At 72.1% G+C, this 14,577-nt stretch carries 13 protein-coding genes; 2 read left to right on the top strand and 11 right to left on the bottom strand.

Annotated elements, in window-relative coordinates; genetic code table 11:
- Positions 1–5: 5 nt before the first annotated feature.
- The 7 genes from DEJ20_RS11610 to DEJ20_RS11640 form a co-directional block, all read right to left on the bottom strand.
- Entirely contained in the window at positions 6–3,743 is a 3,738-nt protein-coding gene (locus tag DEJ20_RS11610; RefSeq protein WP_111236503.1) for an AAA family ATPase, read from the bottom strand.
- Positions 3,744–3,774: 31 nt separating this feature from the next.
- The gene (gene mutM, locus DEJ20_RS11615; protein WP_071405663.1) at positions 3,775–4,746 is read right to left on the bottom strand and encodes a bifunctional DNA-formamidopyrimidine glycosylase/DNA-(apurinic or apyrimidinic site) lyase; all 972 of its coding nucleotides are present in this window, start codon (positions 4,744–4,746) and stop codon (positions 3,775–3,777) included.
- A gap of 4 nt (positions 4,747–4,750) precedes the next feature.
- Positions 4,751–5,476, bottom strand: coding sequence for a ribonuclease III (rnc, locus tag DEJ20_RS11620; protein WP_173034235.1), 726 nt, complete (start codon positions 5,474–5,476; stop codon positions 4,751–4,753).
- A gap of 13 nt (positions 5,477–5,489) precedes the next feature.
- On the bottom strand, positions 5,490–5,693 hold the full coding sequence (rpmF, locus tag DEJ20_RS11625) for a 50S ribosomal protein L32 (protein WP_017888273.1): 204 nt from the start codon (positions 5,691–5,693) through the stop codon (positions 5,490–5,492).
- A gap of 55 nt (positions 5,694–5,748) precedes the next feature.
- Positions 5,749–6,321 carry a YceD family protein gene (locus DEJ20_RS11630; protein WP_071405664.1) on the bottom strand — a complete coding sequence of 191 codons (573 nt, stop codon included), beginning with the start codon at positions 6,319–6,321 and terminating at the stop codon, positions 5,749–5,751.
- Between the two features lie 142 nt (positions 6,322–6,463).
- A complete protein-coding gene (coaD, locus tag DEJ20_RS11635; protein ID WP_111029143.1) occupies positions 6,464–6,949 on the bottom strand; it encodes a pantetheine-phosphate adenylyltransferase in 486 nt (161 codons plus the stop codon).
- A 38-nt stretch (positions 6,950–6,987) separates the two neighbouring features.
- Entirely contained in the window at positions 6,988–9,216 is a 2,229-nt protein-coding gene (locus tag DEJ20_RS11640) for an ATP-dependent DNA helicase RecG (protein ID WP_258377265.1), read from the bottom strand.
- A 97-nt stretch (positions 9,217–9,313) separates the two neighbouring features.
- Between DEJ20_RS11640 and DEJ20_RS11645 the strand changes: the two genes are divergently transcribed.
- Positions 9,314–9,874, top strand: coding sequence for an RsmD family RNA methyltransferase (locus DEJ20_RS11645; protein WP_111236504.1), 561 nt, complete (start codon positions 9,314–9,316; stop codon positions 9,872–9,874).
- Positions 9,875–9,967: 93 nt separating this feature from the next.
- Here the strand turns inward: DEJ20_RS11645 and thiL are convergent, their stop codons facing one another.
- Positions 9,968–10,963 carry a thiamine-phosphate kinase gene (thiL, locus tag DEJ20_RS11650; RefSeq protein WP_111236505.1) on the bottom strand — a complete coding sequence of 332 codons (996 nt, stop codon included), beginning with the start codon at positions 10,961–10,963 and terminating at the stop codon, positions 9,968–9,970.
- 24 nt (positions 10,964–10,987) lie between these two features.
- Between thiL and DEJ20_RS11655 the strand changes: the two genes are divergently transcribed.
- On the top strand, positions 10,988–11,473 hold the full coding sequence (locus tag DEJ20_RS11655) for a DUF3515 family protein (protein WP_111236506.1): 486 nt from the start codon (positions 10,988–10,990) through the stop codon (positions 11,471–11,473).
- A gap of 44 nt (positions 11,474–11,517) precedes the next feature.
- On the opposite strand, the gene DEJ20_RS11660 is transcribed toward DEJ20_RS11655, so the two are convergent.
- The 3 genes from DEJ20_RS11660 to DEJ20_RS11670 form a co-directional block, all read right to left on the bottom strand.
- Positions 11,518–12,600 carry a D-alanine--D-alanine ligase family protein gene (locus tag DEJ20_RS11660; RefSeq protein ID WP_111236507.1) on the bottom strand — a complete coding sequence of 361 codons (1,083 nt, stop codon included), beginning with the start codon at positions 12,598–12,600 and terminating at the stop codon, positions 11,518–11,520.
- Between the two features lie 59 nt (positions 12,601–12,659).
- Positions 12,660–13,673, bottom strand: coding sequence for an NAD(P)H-dependent glycerol-3-phosphate dehydrogenase (locus tag DEJ20_RS11665; RefSeq protein WP_031259730.1), 1,014 nt, complete (start codon positions 13,671–13,673; stop codon positions 12,660–12,662).
- 79 nt (positions 13,674–13,752) lie between these two features.
- Entirely contained in the window at positions 13,753–14,577 is an 825-nt protein-coding gene (locus DEJ20_RS11670) for a lysophospholipid acyltransferase family protein (RefSeq protein WP_111047099.1), read from the bottom strand.

The following is a 14,577-nucleotide window of genomic DNA, read 5'->3' on the forward strand; positions in this document are numbered from 1 at the left end:
GGCGCCTACGCGACCGCGTCCGCCGGCTCGCGCTTCTGCACCCGCTGCCCGACGACTGCGGAGACGCCGTCCTGCCGCATCGACACCCCGTACAGGGCGTCGGCGATCTCCATCGTGCGCTTCTGGTGCGTGATGACGATGAGCTGGGACGACTCGCGGAGCCGCTCGAACACGGTCAGCAGGCGGCCGAGGTTGGCGTCGTCGAGCGCCGCCTCGACCTCGTCCATGATGTAGAACGGCGACGGTCGCGCGGTGAAGATCGCGACGAGGAGCGCCACCGCCGCCAGGGACCGCTCGCCGCCGGACAGCAGGGTCAGGCGGTCGATCTTCTTGCCGGCGGGCTTCACCTGCACGTCGATCCCGGTGCCGAGCAGGTCGGTCGGGTCGGTCAGGTTGATCGACCCCGAGCCGCCCGGGAACAGGATCGGGAAGATGACGTCGAACGCTTCCTTCGTGTCGTTGAACGCGGACTCGAAGATCGTCTGCATCTTCGTGTCGAGCTCGTCGATGATCGTCAGCAGGTCCGTCCGGGTCTTCTGCAGGTCCTCGAGCTGCTCGGCGAGGAACGCGTGCCGCTGCTCGAGCGCCTGGAACTCCTCGAGCGCGAGCGGGTTCACCTTGCCGAGCTGCCCGAGGTCGCGCTCCGCGGCCTTGAGCCGGCGCTCCTGCTCGGCACGGACGTAGGGCACGGTCTCGACGTCGGCGGGGTCGACCTCGTCGGTGGTGTCGAACTCGGGCAGGGCGGGGCCGCCGGGCAGCGTGGACTCCGCGTCGACGAGGGCAAGGTCGTCGGCGTCGGGACCTGCTTCTGCAGTTGCTTCTTCCGGTGCCTCCGGTTCGGTCACGCCCGCGGCTTCGGCCGCGGCGGCCACGGCTGCGCGCTCCGCCTCACGGTGCTTCCGCGCGCGCACCCGCGGGTCCACGAGCACGTCGACGGGCACCGGCACGTGCGGCCCGTACTCGGCCACCAGCACGGCCTCGGACAGCCCGAGCTCGCTCTGCGCCCGGTCGAGGACACCGGACACGTGCAGTTTCTTCTCGTAGATCTCCATCTCGAGCGAGTGCACGCCGTCGGTGATGGTCTGCAGGCGGTCGCGCAGTTCGCGCTCCTCGTTGCGGATGGTCTGCAGCTCGGTGTTGCGCTTCGACCGCTCGGCTTCCTCCGTCGCCAGCTGCACCCGGGCCTCGGCCAGCGAACGGTCGACCGCACCGAGCACCCTGGGCAGGTCGGCGAGCACGGCTTCCGCGGTCCGGATCTGGCCGCGTCGGATGACGGCGAGCCGGGCGGCCTCCTCGGCGGCGGCGCGCTCGGCCTCGAGCTGGCGTTCGAGCTGGTCGGCGCGGTTCCGTTCGGCGCGCACCCGCTCACGCACGGTCTCCACCTGGATCCGCTGCTCGACCTCGGCGGCCCGTGCGGTCTCGAGCGCGTCCTGCAGCGCGGGACGCTCGGACGCGTCGACCACGGGACGCTCCTGCTCGGTGAAGGCCCGGTGCGCCGACTCGGCCTCGGCCAGCACCGCCTCGGCGGTCTCGACAGCGCCGTCGGTCTCGGCCAGTGCGGCACGCAGCCGCTCGACTTCGGCCGCGGCGTTCTCCGCCTTCGCCCGCGTCGATGCGCTCGTGCGGTCGTACTCGGCCTTCGCCCGCGTGTACGCGCGGGATGCTGCGTCGGCCTCGTCCGCACGGCGGCGTGCGTCCTCGACGGCGCTGCGCGCGGCCTGGAGGCCCGTGGCCGCGTCCTCGGCGTCGGTCGCGATCGCGTCGCGTCGCGTCACGGCGTCGTCGCGCTCCGCGACGAGCTCGATGCGCGAGGTCACGCGCTCCCCGCCACCGGTCACGCGGACCGCACGGACGAGGTCGCCGGACCGCGTGACCACCGTGGCGTGCGGGGCGGCGGTGAGCACGGCCTCCAGGTCGAGGTCGTCGGTCTCCGCGACCAGCGTGTCGCGCAGGATCGACGCGAGCGCCGGCGGTCCCTGCACCAGGTCGGTGGCACGGCGGACGCCGGCCGGCAGGGTCTCGGGCAGGGCGGTGGTGACGGCCGCGGCGTCCGCGACGACGACGTCGATCCGGCCGAGGTCAGCAGCGCGGGCGTGGTCGACGGCGTCGAGCGCCGCACCGCGGTCGTCGGCGAGGACGGCGTCGGCGAGTCCCTCGAGTGCGGTGGCGATCGCGGCCTCGAACCCGGGCGACACCGTCAGGCTGTCGGCCAGGCGACCGACGATGCCCGCGCGACCGGCGTCGATCAGGGCCTGCGAACCGTGGCGGACCTCGATCGACATGCCGAGCGCGGTGACCCGGGCGTCGAGGGCGTCCCGCTCGCGTTCGAGGGCGTGGAGGCGGTCGCGCTGCTCGTCGCGCGTGGTCTGGGCCCGTTCGAGCTCGGCGCGCGCCTGCTCCAGGGTCTGCGCCAGCGCGGACTCGTCGACGCCCTCGGACGGGTCGACACCGAGTTCGGCGAGGGCCGCCGCGGCACGCTCGGCACGCTCCCCGGCCTCGGCCAGAGCCCGCTCCCGCCGCTCGCGGTCGGCTACGGCGGAACCGCGCTTCGACCGGGCGACGTCGACGGCGCTGGCGAGCCGCTGCGCCTCGAGGTCGTGCTGCGCAACCCGGGCAGCCTGGGCGGCGATGCGTTCGTCCAGGGCGTCCAGCGCGGCGCGTGCGTCCTGCACCGCGCGGGCGGTCGTCGCCGAGCCGCCCTGCATGTCGTCGGCGCGGGCGGCGAGGCGGTCTGCCTCGGCACGGACCCCGGCGACCTGCTCCTGGGTGACGGTCGGGCCCTGCTGCGGGGCGTCGGCCTGCTGCGCGAGGAACATCAGGCGCTGGTTCGCCAGGCTCGACAGGCCGCGGAGGCGCTCCTGCACGCTCTCGAGCCGGTGCACCACGGTGCGGGCGCGGTCGACGTCGTCGCCGACCATGCTCTGCTCGACGTGCTGCTGGCGCACCCGGGTCTGGTCGAGCCGCTCGGTCAGGACGATGCGCTCGGACTTGCGGCCCGCCTCGACCTCCTGGTGGTCGTGCAGCTCGCGGCGCAGGCGCACCACGTCGTCGGCCAGGATTCGGGCCTTGGCGTCGCGGAAGACCGCGGCGACCGACTGGGCCTTGCGCGCGACCTCGGCCTGGCGCCCGAGGGGCTTCAGCTGCCGCCGGATCTCACCGGCCAGGTCGGACAGGCGGGTCAGGTTCGTCTGCATCGCGTCGAGCTTGCGGAGGGTCTTCTCCTTGCGACGGCGGTGCTTCAGGATCCCCGCGGCCTCCTCGATGAAGCCGCGGCGGTCCTCGGGGGTGGCGTGCAGCACCTTGTCGAGCTGCCCCTGCCCGACGATGACGTGCATCTCACGGCCGAGGCCGGTGTCGCTCAGCAGCTCCTGCACGTCGAGCAGTCGGCAGTTCTCGCCGTTGATGGCGTACTCGCTGCCACCGTTGCGGAACAGCGTGCGCGCGATCGTCACCTCGGAGTACTCGATCGGCAGCAGGCCGTCGCTGTTGTCGATGGTCAGCAGCACCTGAGCACGACCGAGCGGACCGCGGGTCGAGGTGCCGGCGAAGATGACGTCCTCCATCTTGCCGCCGCGCAGGGTCTTCGCCCCCTGCTCCCCCATCACCCAGGCCAGGGCGTCCACCACGTTCGACTTGCCGGAGCCGTTCGGGCCGACGATGCACGTCACGCCCGGCTCGAACGCGAACGTCGTCGGCTGCGCGAAGGACTTGAACCCCTTGATGGTCAGGCTCTTCAAGTACATGCGGTCTCCGGATGCTCTGGTTGGCGTCAGGCTAACGCGTGCGGGCGCGGGGACGGGGTTGGCACACGGGGCAGATGTGGCTCGACCGGTTCATGAAGGCCTCGCGCACGATCGTCGTGCCGCAGCGTGGACACGGCTTCCCCTGCTGCCCGTAGACGTTCAGGCGCTGCGAGAAGTACCCCGACTGCCCGTTGACGTTGACGTACTGGGCGTCGAAGCTCGTGCCGCCGTCCTCGAGCGCCCGCCGCAGGATGGCGCGGACCTCGTCGAGGAGCCGTCGCAGGTCGGCACGGGTGAGGCGGTCGGCGGCGCGGTCGTAGTGCAGCTTCGCAGCCCAGAGCGACTCGTCGGCGTAGATGTTGCCGATGCCGCTCACGACGCCCTGGTCGAGCAGCACCCGCTTGATGCCGCTCGACCGCTTCCGCGCCATCGCGGTGAACCGGTCGTCGTCGAACGCGGGGTCGAGCGGGTCACGGGCGATGTGCGACACCTGCCCGGGCACCCACCGGCGCCACACGGCATCGGGGTCGATCGCGTCGACCTGCCCGCCGAACCCGGCCGGAGCACCGTCGATCGTCGGCACCATCGCGTCGATCGCCATCGAGCCGAACGTGCGCTGGTCGACGAACTCGAGTTCCACCGGGGGCTCCGCCGCACCCGAGCGGTCGGTGCCCGCGGGCTGGACGTCGATGAGGATCCGCCGGTGCTTGGCCGCCGGTCGACCACGGCCGAGCAGGATCTGCCCGCTCATGCCGAGGTGGGCGACGAGTGCCTCGGGGCGGTCCCCGTCGTGCTCGGGCTGCAGCGGCATCCAGAGGAACTTGCCCCGGCGGACGGCAGCGGCGATCGTGCGACCGGTCAGTCGGTCGGCGAAGTCCTCGGCGGGGCCGTCGTGCCGGGTGAGGGCACGGTCGTCGACCACGTCGACGTGCAGGACCCGCGCGCCGCTGACGGCGGGTTCGAGGCCGGCGCGGACGACCTCGACCTCGGGGAGTTCGGGCACGCGGTCAGGCCGCTCGGCCGGACAGCCGGGTCCAGGCGTCGAGCGCGGCGGCCATCTCGGCAGCCTTCTTGCTCGACCCGGTGCCGGTGGCGATGTCCTCGCCCTGGAGGACGACCGTCGCCATGAAGGTCTTGTCGTGGTCCGGGCCGGTCTCGGTGACGCGGTACGCAGGATTGCCGAGCGAGCGGCTCGAGGCGAGCTCCTGCAGGCTCGTCTTCGGGTCCATCGCGGCGCCGAAGCGGTCCGGGTCGATCATGAGCGGTTCGACCAGACGGAGCACGAGCTCGGTCGCCGGGTCGGGGCCGGCCGACAGGTACGTCGCGCCGATGACGGCTTCGACGGTGTCGGCCAGGATCGACGACTTGTCTCGGCCGCCGGTCTGTTCCTCGCCCTTGCCGAGGCGCAGGTAGCGGCCGAGCCCGATCATCCGGGCGATCTCGGCCAGCGCCACGGTCGACACCAGGCTCGCTCGACGCTTGGCGAGGTCACCCTCGTCGAGGTCGGGGAACGACCGGTAGAGCTTCACGGTCACGGCCTGGCCGAGGATCGAGTCCCCGAGGAACTCGAGGCGCTCGTTGTGCTTGATGCCCCCGTGCTCGTAGGCGTAGGAGCGGTGCGTCAGGGCGAGCTGGAGCAGCTCGAGGTCGATGTCGGCCCCGAGGATGCCCTGCAGACGAACGACGTCCGGCCCCGCGGGGCGAGACCCCGCAGCGCCGGACGTTGTCGTCATGCGTTCGGTCCGATCAGACGTCGGCGACCTTGCGACCCTTGTACTCCATGTACAGGGGCGTGCCGGCCGAGTCCTCGACGACCTTCGCGCGGTGCGGGAGGCTGTAGGTGACCTGACCGTTCTCGATCGTCTTCACGAGCTGGATCGGCGTGGCCTTCCACTGCGAACGACGGGCGTGCGTGTTCGCACGGGACTGCTTGCGCTTGGGAACGGCCATGGTGAATCTCTTTCGGTTGGTCGGTGGTCGGTACGGGGGCTGGCGGTGTCGGGACCTACTCGGTCTCGGCCCGCTCCTCGCCCTCGGTGGTCTTCGGTGCGGTGGTGTCACCGTCGGTGCTGTCGTCGAGCTCGATCGCGCTGAGCGCTGCCCAGCGGGGATCCAGCACCTGACGAGCGGGCTGCTCGCCGAGGTCGGCCAGACGCTCGCCCGTCACCGGGTCGAGTCCTGGGCAGTCCGGTCGGCAGACCGGCTGGAACGGCAGCGACAGCACCACCGCATCTCGAACGACCTGTTCGGTGTCCACGTGGTCATCGCGAACGAAGAAGTCGAAATCCTCCGAGGCATCATACGCGAACAGCTCGGCGAAATCGACCTCGATCGGTTCGCTGATGTCGATGAGGCAGCGCGAGCACTCCCCCGTGGCGTCGGCCGAAGCGTGTCCGGACACGAGGACACCCTCGTGCAGGCCCTCGAGCTTGACGTCGATGTGCAGTTCGGCACCCTGTCGGACGCCGATCAGACCGGCCCCCATCGCGTCGGGCACCTCGATGTCGAGCGAGTGCTCGCGCATCTCACCCGGCCGGTGCGCGAGGTCGCGCACGCGCAGGGCGTAGGGGCTGTTCACGGGGGAAGACACGATCGACAAGCCTAGCGCGATCGGGGCCGAGAGTCGAGGCGGCGACAGGCGTGTCCGGACGCGGTGGGCGCAGTGCGCGTGCTGGGCGGACTGGGCGGGCGCGCTCAGCGGGCGTGCTCAGCGGGCGTGCTCAGCGGGCCGCGAGCGCGTCGGCGACCGTCTTCGGCACGTAGGGCGTGACGTCACCGCCGAGGGACGACACCTGACGGATCAGCGAGCTCGACACGTGCGCCCGCGACGCCTCGGGCAGCAGGAACACCGTCTCGACGTCGGCCAGGTGGCGGTTCATGATGGCCATCGGGGTCTCGTATGCGACGTCCTCGCCGGACCGCACGCCCTTCACCAGGACCTTCGCCCCGACCTGCCGGCAGTAGTCGACCAGCAGCCCGGACGTCCACTCGCCCACCGTGACCGTCGCAGGCGCGCCGACCTCGACCAGCGAGTCCTTGATGAGCCGAACCCGGTCGACCGCCTCGAACATCGCCGGCTTCTTGTCGGGGTTGTGCACCACGAGGACGTGCACCTCGTCGAAGAGTCCGGCCGCGCGGCCGATGACGTCGAGGTGCCCGAGGGTGACGGGGTCGAAGGAACCGGGGACCACCGCGATCTGCGCCATGGCAGCGACGATACCGCCCGCGACGCTGTGCCCCCGGGTCAGTTCTTGCCGAGGAACGCCGCGTCGGACTCGTCGAGACGCCGGGCGAGGGCGTCGCGGAGAGCCGGGGACCCCTCGAGCTCGGGATCGGGTTCGAGCACGCGCTCCGCTTCTCCGCGCGCGTCGACGATGAGGTCGGCGTGCTCGACCACCCGGAGCAGGTTGAGCGAGGACCGCCCACCGGACTGCCGTTCGCCCAGGACGTCGCCTTCACGTCGGAGCTCGAGGTCGACCCGGGCGAGCTCGAACCCGTCGTCCGAGGCGGCCACGGCGTCGACGCGCTCGCGCGAGGTGGTCTCGAGCTCGGCCGAGGTGACCAGCAGGCAGACACCGGCCCACTGCCCACGACCGATGCGGCCGCGGAGCTGGTGGAGCTGCGAGACCCCGAACCGGTCGGCGTCGAGGACGGCCATCATCGCCGCGTTCGGCACGTCGACCCCGACCTCGATCACGGTCGTCGCGACGACCACGTCGAGGTCGCCGGCGGCGAAGGACGTCATCACGCGGTCCTTCTCGTCGGCGGTCATCCGGCCGTGCAGGACCGCGATCGAGCGCCCTTCGAGCACCGGCATGGTGCGCATCCGCTCGGCGGTCGCGAGCACGGTCGCCGGGGCGCGCTTCGGGGTGTCGTCCTCGCCCTCGGCCGGCTCCGGCTCGCCGTCGTCCTCGGTGTGGGCGTCGTCGATGGCCGGGCAGACGACGAACGCCTGGCGGCCCTTGGCGAGTTCCTCGGCCATGCGGGACCAGATCCGGGGTTCCCATCCGGGGTGCTCCGCCAGCGGGACCGTGAAGGTCTCGACGCCGGCGCGCCCCGACGGCATGCCCGTGATGGTCGAGACGTCGAGGTCGCCGAACACCGTCATCGCGACGGTGCGCGGGATCGGCGTCGCGGTGAGCACGAGCACGTGCGGCGGGGTCGTGCCCTTGGTGCGGAGGGCCTCGCGCTGCTCGACGCCGAAGCGGTGCTGCTCGTCGACCACCACGAGCCCCAGCTCGGCGAAGTCCACCCGGTCGCCCAGGAGCGCGTGGGTGCCGACGACCAGCCGTGAGCTGCCCGACACCGCCGCGAGCAGTGCCCGGCGACGTTCGTCGGTGGACTGCGACCCGGTCAGGATCACCGGGCGGAGCTCGGCGGCGAGGTCCGGCCCGAGGAACTTCACGATGGAGCGCAGGTGCTGGGCCGCCAGCACCTCGGTCGGGGCGATGAGCGCGGACTGACCGCCGGACTCGGCCACCGTGAGCATCGCCCGGATCGCCACGAGGGTCTTGCCCGAACCGACCTCGCCCTGGATCAGTCGGTGCATGGGCCAGGTGTGGGCGAGGTCCTGGTCGATGTCGGCACCGACGGCCCGCTGGTCGTCCGTCAACGTGAAGGGCAGGGTGGCGTCGAAGCGCTCGAGGATGCCACCGGGGGCGGCGACGCGCGGGGTGGCCGCGGTGCGACGGGCCGCGATCCGGCGCTGCACCAGGGCGGTCTGCAGCACGAACGCCTCGCGGTAGCGCAGGGCGTCCTGCGCGCGCTTGAAGTCCGCGACCTTCTCGGGGCGGTGCAGCAGCTCGAGGGCACGGCGGAACGGCACGAGGTCGAGCCGGGACCGCGCGGACGCCGGCACCGGGTCGGGCAGGTCCGGCAGGGTGTCGAGGACGATCCCGATGGACTTCGCGATCTGCCACGACGTGAGCGAGGCCGTCGCCGGGTAGATCGGGATCGGCTGGCGCGACCACCGGATCGCTTCGTCGGAACCGGGCTCCGCCGTGGCGCGTGGGTCGTCGGGGTCGAACAGCTCGTAGTCGGGGTGGGCGAGCTGCCGGGCACCCCGGTAGTCGCTGACCTTGCCGGAGAAGATGCCCCGGGCGCCGGGGACGAGGTCCTTCGTGCGCCACCCCTGGTTGAAGAACGTGAGGGTGAGCAGGCCCTTGCCGTCGCCGATCTTCGCTTCGAGGATCGAGCCTCGGCGCGCGCGCATGGTGCGTTCACGGACGTCGACCACCTCGGCCACGATGGTGACGGGTTCGCCGATCGCGAGCGAGTCGAGGGCGGTCAGTGCACCACGCTCGGCGTAGCGGCGGGGCGCGTGCTCGAGGAACTCCCCCACCGTGCGGTAGCCGAAGGCCTTCTCGATCGCGGTCGCCGTCCGACCGCCGAGCACGTTCGCGAGCCGCGCGTCGAGCGGCGCCGGACCGAGGTCGGGCGCGGCCGGCGCAGCGGGGGTTCCGGAGGTGACCACGCTCCAACGGTACCGGGCACGACCGACCCCACCCGTGCCTCCCGAGCGGCCTGTGGAGAACACCGGACCGGACCCGCCGGGCCGATACGGTGGCTGCATGACCCGCATCATCGCCGGCGCCGCCGGCTCCCTGACGCTCCGGGTGCCGAAGTCCGGCACCCGCCCGACGAGCGACCGCGTGCGCGAGGCGCTGTTCTCGTCGCTCGAGGCACGGGGGCTCGTCGAGGCCACGTCGGTGGCCGACCTGTACGCGGGGACGGGCGCGCTCGGGCTCGAGGCGGCGTCCCGCGGTGCGGCCGAGGTGGTCCTGGTCGACCGGGCATCCGCCGCCGCGCAGGCCTGCCGGGCGAACGCGAAGGCCGTGCAGCAGCGGGTGCCGGGCGTCCGGATCGACGTGCAGCCGCAGCCGGTGCTCGGGTACCTGCGCGGGACCGTCCGCACCTTCGACCTGGTGTTCATCGACCCGCCCTACGACGTCACCGAGCACGAGCTCGCCGAGGTGCTCGAGGCCCTGGCGCCGAAGCTGACGCCGGATGCCGTCGTCGTGGTCGAGCGGAGCAAACGCTCCCCCGAGCCCACCTGGCCGGCGGGGCTCGCGCCGTTCAGCAAGCGCAGCTACGGCGAGACCATCGCGTGGGAGGCCGTCGCCGCCGGCTGAGGCGCTCTGCGCGTGTGCACGCGCTCTGCGACAGTGCACAAGTCGAACGACGCGTGTTCTGTCGCCACACGGTGGTGCACCGTCCGGGCCGGGTCAGCCGGCGGCGCCGTCCCAGTCGGCGTAGGGGTCCCAGCCGGTCGTCGGCACCGCGGCACCGGCGCGCAGCAGGTCCGCGTCGCCGCGCTCCCGCACGACACCGATGCGCCGGAAGCCCCCGGGAAGGACCGCGTCGGCCGGGAACGTGGCGAGCAGTCCGTGGTCCTCGCCACCGTGCAGCGCGACCTCGTCGAGGTCGGTGGCGGCATCGAGTTCGAGCGTCACCTGGCTGGCACGGGCGAGCCGACCGGCGTCGATCGCCAGGCCGTCGGACAGGTCCAGCATCGCGGTGGCCCCGGCCTCGGCCGCGAGCGGCCCGTCGGCGATCGGGGGCACCGGGCGGCGCTGGCGTCCGACGTCGGGGTCGAGGTCCGCGCCGCTCGCGACCGTCGCGGCACGGTCCGGCTCACCCCGTCCGTCGATGCCGTCGCGGAACAGTCGGGACAGCCCACGGGCGGCACGTCCGAGCTCGCCGGACACCGCGACCACGTCGCCGACGCTCGCGCCCGACCGGAGCACGGGCGCACGGCCCAGCAGGTCACCGAAGGCGGTGACGGCCACCGTGAACGTCGCCGAGGTGGAGAGGTCTCCCCCGACGACCCCGCACCCCGGCGCGAGTGCGTCGACGGCGAGCCGGAAGCCGTCGGCGATGCCCTCGAGGACGGCCACGGGGGTGTCCTGCGGTGCGGCGAGAGCGATCACGAGGCCGCTCGGTACAGCACCCATCGCGGCGACGTCGGAGAGGTTCGTGGCGGCCGCCTTCCAGCCGATGTCCGTCGGCGACGACCACGCCCACCGGAAGTCCGGACCGTGCACCATCATGTCCGTCGTCACGACGAACCGGCCGTCGGGAGCGGCGACGACAGCGCAGTCGTCACCGGGGCCGAGGATCGGCGTCCCCGCGGGCAGACGGCTCGTGATCCGGTCGAGGACGACGAGTTCGCCGAGCTCCCCCACCGTCGGTCCAGCCCAGGCGTCGTCCGTCGCATCCACACGAGAACGGTAGCCTGGACGGCGATGGACACCGCGCGCCGCACTCCTCGCACCTTCGCGATCGTGGGGGCCGTGATCACCCTCGCCGCCGGGCTGACCGGGTGCACGAACGCCGTGTCGATGTCCGCCGCCCCGTCGGCCAACGCAGCGGCGTGCGCCGCCGTGCAGGTCCGACTGCCCGCGACCGTGGACTCGAAGTTCGACCTGCGGAACACGAACGCGCAGGCCACCGCTGCCTGGGGCGACCCCGAGGTGGCGATCTACCACTGCGGCGTCGCCGTACCCACCGTGTCCGACCTGCCGTGCTTCTCACAGGGCGGCGTCGACTGGATCCGCGACGACCGCGGCGACCAGGTCGTCTTCACGACGTTCGGTCGGTCACCGGCGGTGCAGGTCGTGGTCGACTCGACGAAGACCACGTCATCGGTGGTGCAGGAGCTGTCCGACGCCGTGTCGTCACTGCCGAAGGACGGCCACGAGTGCCTCGACCCGGACGACGTGCAAGGCTGACGCCCGCCTGACGCTCGCGCGCCGACGGGGCCAGCACGGCCTGGTCAGCGGACGGCGACGCGTCCCAGCTCGATGAGCTCGGTGATCAGCTCGCCGTAGGACACTCCCGACGCCGCCCAGCAGCGCGGGTACATCGACAGCGGCGTGAAGCCCGGCATCGTGTTGACCTCGTTCACGACGAAGCCGTCGTCGGTCAGGAAGCAGTCGACACGAGCGAGCCCCGAACCACCGATGGCCTCGAACGCGCGGGCACCGATGGAGCGGATCTCGTCGGTCTGCTCCTCGGTCAGCGGTGCCGGGCAGAGGAGCGATTCGTCGCCGCCAAGGTACTTCGAGGCGAAGTCGTAGAAGCCGTCCTCGGCCACGACGATCTCGCCCGGCAGGCTCGTACGCGGCACACCGTCGCGGCCTTCGAGCACGGCGACCTCGACCTCGCGCCCGATCACACGGGGCTCGACGATGACCTTGGAGTCGTGCTCGAACGCCAGGTCCATGGCGGCACCCAGCTGCGAGGGCTCGTCGACGCGTGAGACACCCATGCTCGACCCGGCCCGAGCCGGCTTGACGAACAGCGGCCAGCCGTGCGCGGCGATCGTCTCGGCGACGTCCACCGGGTCGGCCGCCCACTGCCGGCGGAGCACGGTGGTCCACGGTGCGACCCGGAGTCCGGCGTGCTCGAGGACAGCCTTGGCGACGTGCTTGTCCATCGCCAGGGCGCTCGCGAGCACACCGTCGCCGACGTACGGCAGCCCGGCGATCTCGAGCAGGCCCTGGATCGTGCCGTCCTCGCCGAAGGGGCCGTGCAGGATCGGGAACACCACGTCGACCGGGATCGCGGTGACGGTGCCGTCGGGGTGGGACACGACGAGTTCGTTGGTGGCCGGCGAGGTCGGGAACGCGATCCGCGTGCCGTTGTCGGGCACCGTCGGCAGCGCGCCGTCGCGGATGGTCCACTGCGCCGGGTCGTCCGACTGCAGCGTGAAGGCACCGTCCTGGGTGATCCCGATCGGCACGAGGTCGTACTCGGCCCGGTCGACGACGTCCATGATGCCGCCGGCGGTCACGCAGCTGATCTCGTGCTCGCTCGAGCGACCGCCGAAGAGCACGGCGACGGTGGTCCTGGGCATGGGGGTTCCCTCGGGGATCGTGGGCACGGGAGTCCCTTCGTGACTCGGTGCGGGACCGGTCACTCGCCCTGCGGCTCGTCGGTCTCGGTGAGGTGCGGCGCGATGTTGCGCGGATCGAGCCTACCGGCGAGGACCTCGCCGACCTGGCTGACGATGGGCATGTCGACGCCGTTCGCCGCGGCCAGCTCGAGGATCGGGGCGACCGAGGCCAGCCCCTCGGCCGTCTGGTTCATCTGGCGGACGACCTCGTCGAACCGGTAGCCCTGACCGAGCAGCCGCCCGGCGGTGTTGTTCCGCGACAGCGGTGACTGGCACGTGGCGATGAGGTCGCCGAGGCCCGCGAGCCCGGACAGCGTGGACGACTGCGCGCCGAGCGACACCGCGAAGTCGGTCATCTCGGCGAGGCCGCGCGTGATGATCGAGGCCTTGGTGTTCTCGCCGTAGCCGACCCCGTCGACGATGCCGATCGCGACGGCGATGAGGTTCTTCAGCACGCCGCCGAACTCGGTGCCGATGACGTCCGTGTTGATGAACGACCGGAAGTACGGGTTCGTCGCGACGGCGGCGACGTCGGTGGCGGTCTCCAGCGAGGACGACGACACCACGGCGGCGGTCGGCTGCCGACGGGCGATCTCGAGCGCCAGGTTCGGTCCACTGGCCACCGCGATGCGGTCCTGGTCGATGCCGAGGCCCTGCAGCAGGACCTCGCTCATCCGCAGACCCGTGCTCTTCTCGACGCCCTTCATGAGGCTGACGACCGGCACGTCGGCGGGCAGCAGCTCGCGGATCGCGGCGAGGTTCGAGCGCAGGGTCTGCGAGGGCACCGAGACGTACACCTGCGAGGCGCCGTCGAGCACGCGCTCGAGGGACGTCGACGCGGTCAGGGTGCGGGGCAGGTTGATGCCGGGCAGGTAGTCCGAGTTGCGCTTGGTCTCGGTGATCTCGCGCGCGACCTCGGGGCGTCGGGCCCACACCACGGTGGACGCACCGCCCTCGGCCAGCACCTTCGCGAACGTGGTGCCCCAGCTGCCGGCACCGATCACGGCCACCCGGGGCTTGTCGGTCGACTGCATGACCACCCGGATCGCGGCGGTGTCGAAGGCACCCGGAGCCGCGGCGGCGGGGTCTGGTCGGTCGTCGTGGGGTCGGAGGTCACTCAAACCGGCCGGTCTCCTTCTGGTTGTTCGCCGCCGGGTCCCAGCGGGTCGCGGGTGCCCGTTCGCCACGGAGCACCTCGAGCAGCGCGGTGATCTCGCGCATGACGAGTTCGGTGGCCTCGCCGAGCATCTGCTGGTCGATCTGCCGACCGCGGTACGCCGACAGGTCGACCGGGTCACCGATGATCACATCGACGCGGGACGGCGGGAACAGCCGGAGCTTCTTGCCGTACCTGGCCATGATGTTCTGCGTACCCCAGTGGGCCATCGGGATGAGCGGCACGTCGTTCTCGAGCGCGATCCGCACCGCACCCGTCTTGCCGCGCATCGGCCACAGGTCGGGGTCGCGGGTGAGCGTGCCCTCGGGGTAGACGATGATCGCCCCGCCCTGCTCGACCAGGGACCGGCCGCCACCGAGCGGGTCGCTCAGGCGCGTCCGGCCGGAGCGCTCGACCGGGATCTGCCCCATGCCGGACATGAGCTTGCCGACCACGGGGACCTTGAACAGCGACGCCTTCGCGAGGAACCGCGGCGCCCGCTTCGAGATGTACACGGCGGTGCCCACGACCAGGGGGTCGATGTTCGTGAAGTGGTTCGGTGCGAGCACGAACGCGCCCTCGGCCGGCAGGCGGTTCGGGCCGTGCCAGTGGTAGCGCGCCGAGAACCGGAACGTCGGGATGACGATCGAGGCGACGATCCGGAACGCGGTGTTCAGCTCACCGCGGCGCCACCGGCGCCCACGCACGGGGAGGCCGGTCGTGACCTGCGCGTCGGAGCCGCCACGGGCCTCCAGACCGTCGCCTTTTCCTTCTGCCGGCAC

The organism is Curtobacterium sp. MCSS17_005 (genome assembly GCF_003234225.2).
Lineage (GTDB): Bacteria > Actinomycetota > Actinomycetes > Actinomycetales > Microbacteriaceae > Curtobacterium > Curtobacterium flaccumfaciens.

Excerpts from the sequence above, each read along its gene's own strand:
- rnc (WP_173034235.1), bottom strand. The coding sequence starts at position 5,476 with ATGACGACAACGTCCGGCGCTGCGGGGTCTCGCCCCGCGGGGCCGGAC.
- coaD (WP_111029143.1), bottom strand. The coding sequence starts at position 6,949 with ATGGCGCAGATCGCGGTGGTCCCCGGTTCCTTCGACCCCGTCACCCTC.
- rpmF (WP_017888273.1), bottom strand. The coding sequence starts at position 5,693 with ATGGCCGTTCCCAAGCGCAAGCAGTCCCGTGCGAACACGCACGCCCGT.
- DEJ20_RS11660 (WP_111236507.1), bottom strand. The coding sequence starts at position 12,600 with ATGCCCAGGACCACCGTCGCCGTGCTCTTCGGCGGTCGCTCGAGCGAG.
- DEJ20_RS11665 (WP_031259730.1), bottom strand. The coding sequence starts at position 13,673 with ATGCAGTCGACCGACAAGCCCCGGGTGGCCGTGATCGGTGCCGGCAGC.
- DEJ20_RS11645 (WP_111236504.1), top strand. The coding sequence starts at position 9,314 with ATGACCCGCATCATCGCCGGCGCCGCCGGCTCCCTGACGCTCCGGGTG.
- DEJ20_RS11655 (WP_111236506.1), top strand. The coding sequence starts at position 10,988 with ATGGACACCGCGCGCCGCACTCCTCGCACCTTCGCGATCGTGGGGGCC.
- DEJ20_RS11610 (WP_111236503.1), bottom strand. The coding sequence starts at position 3,743 with ATGTACTTGAAGAGCCTGACCATCAAGGGGTTCAAGTCCTTCGCGCAG.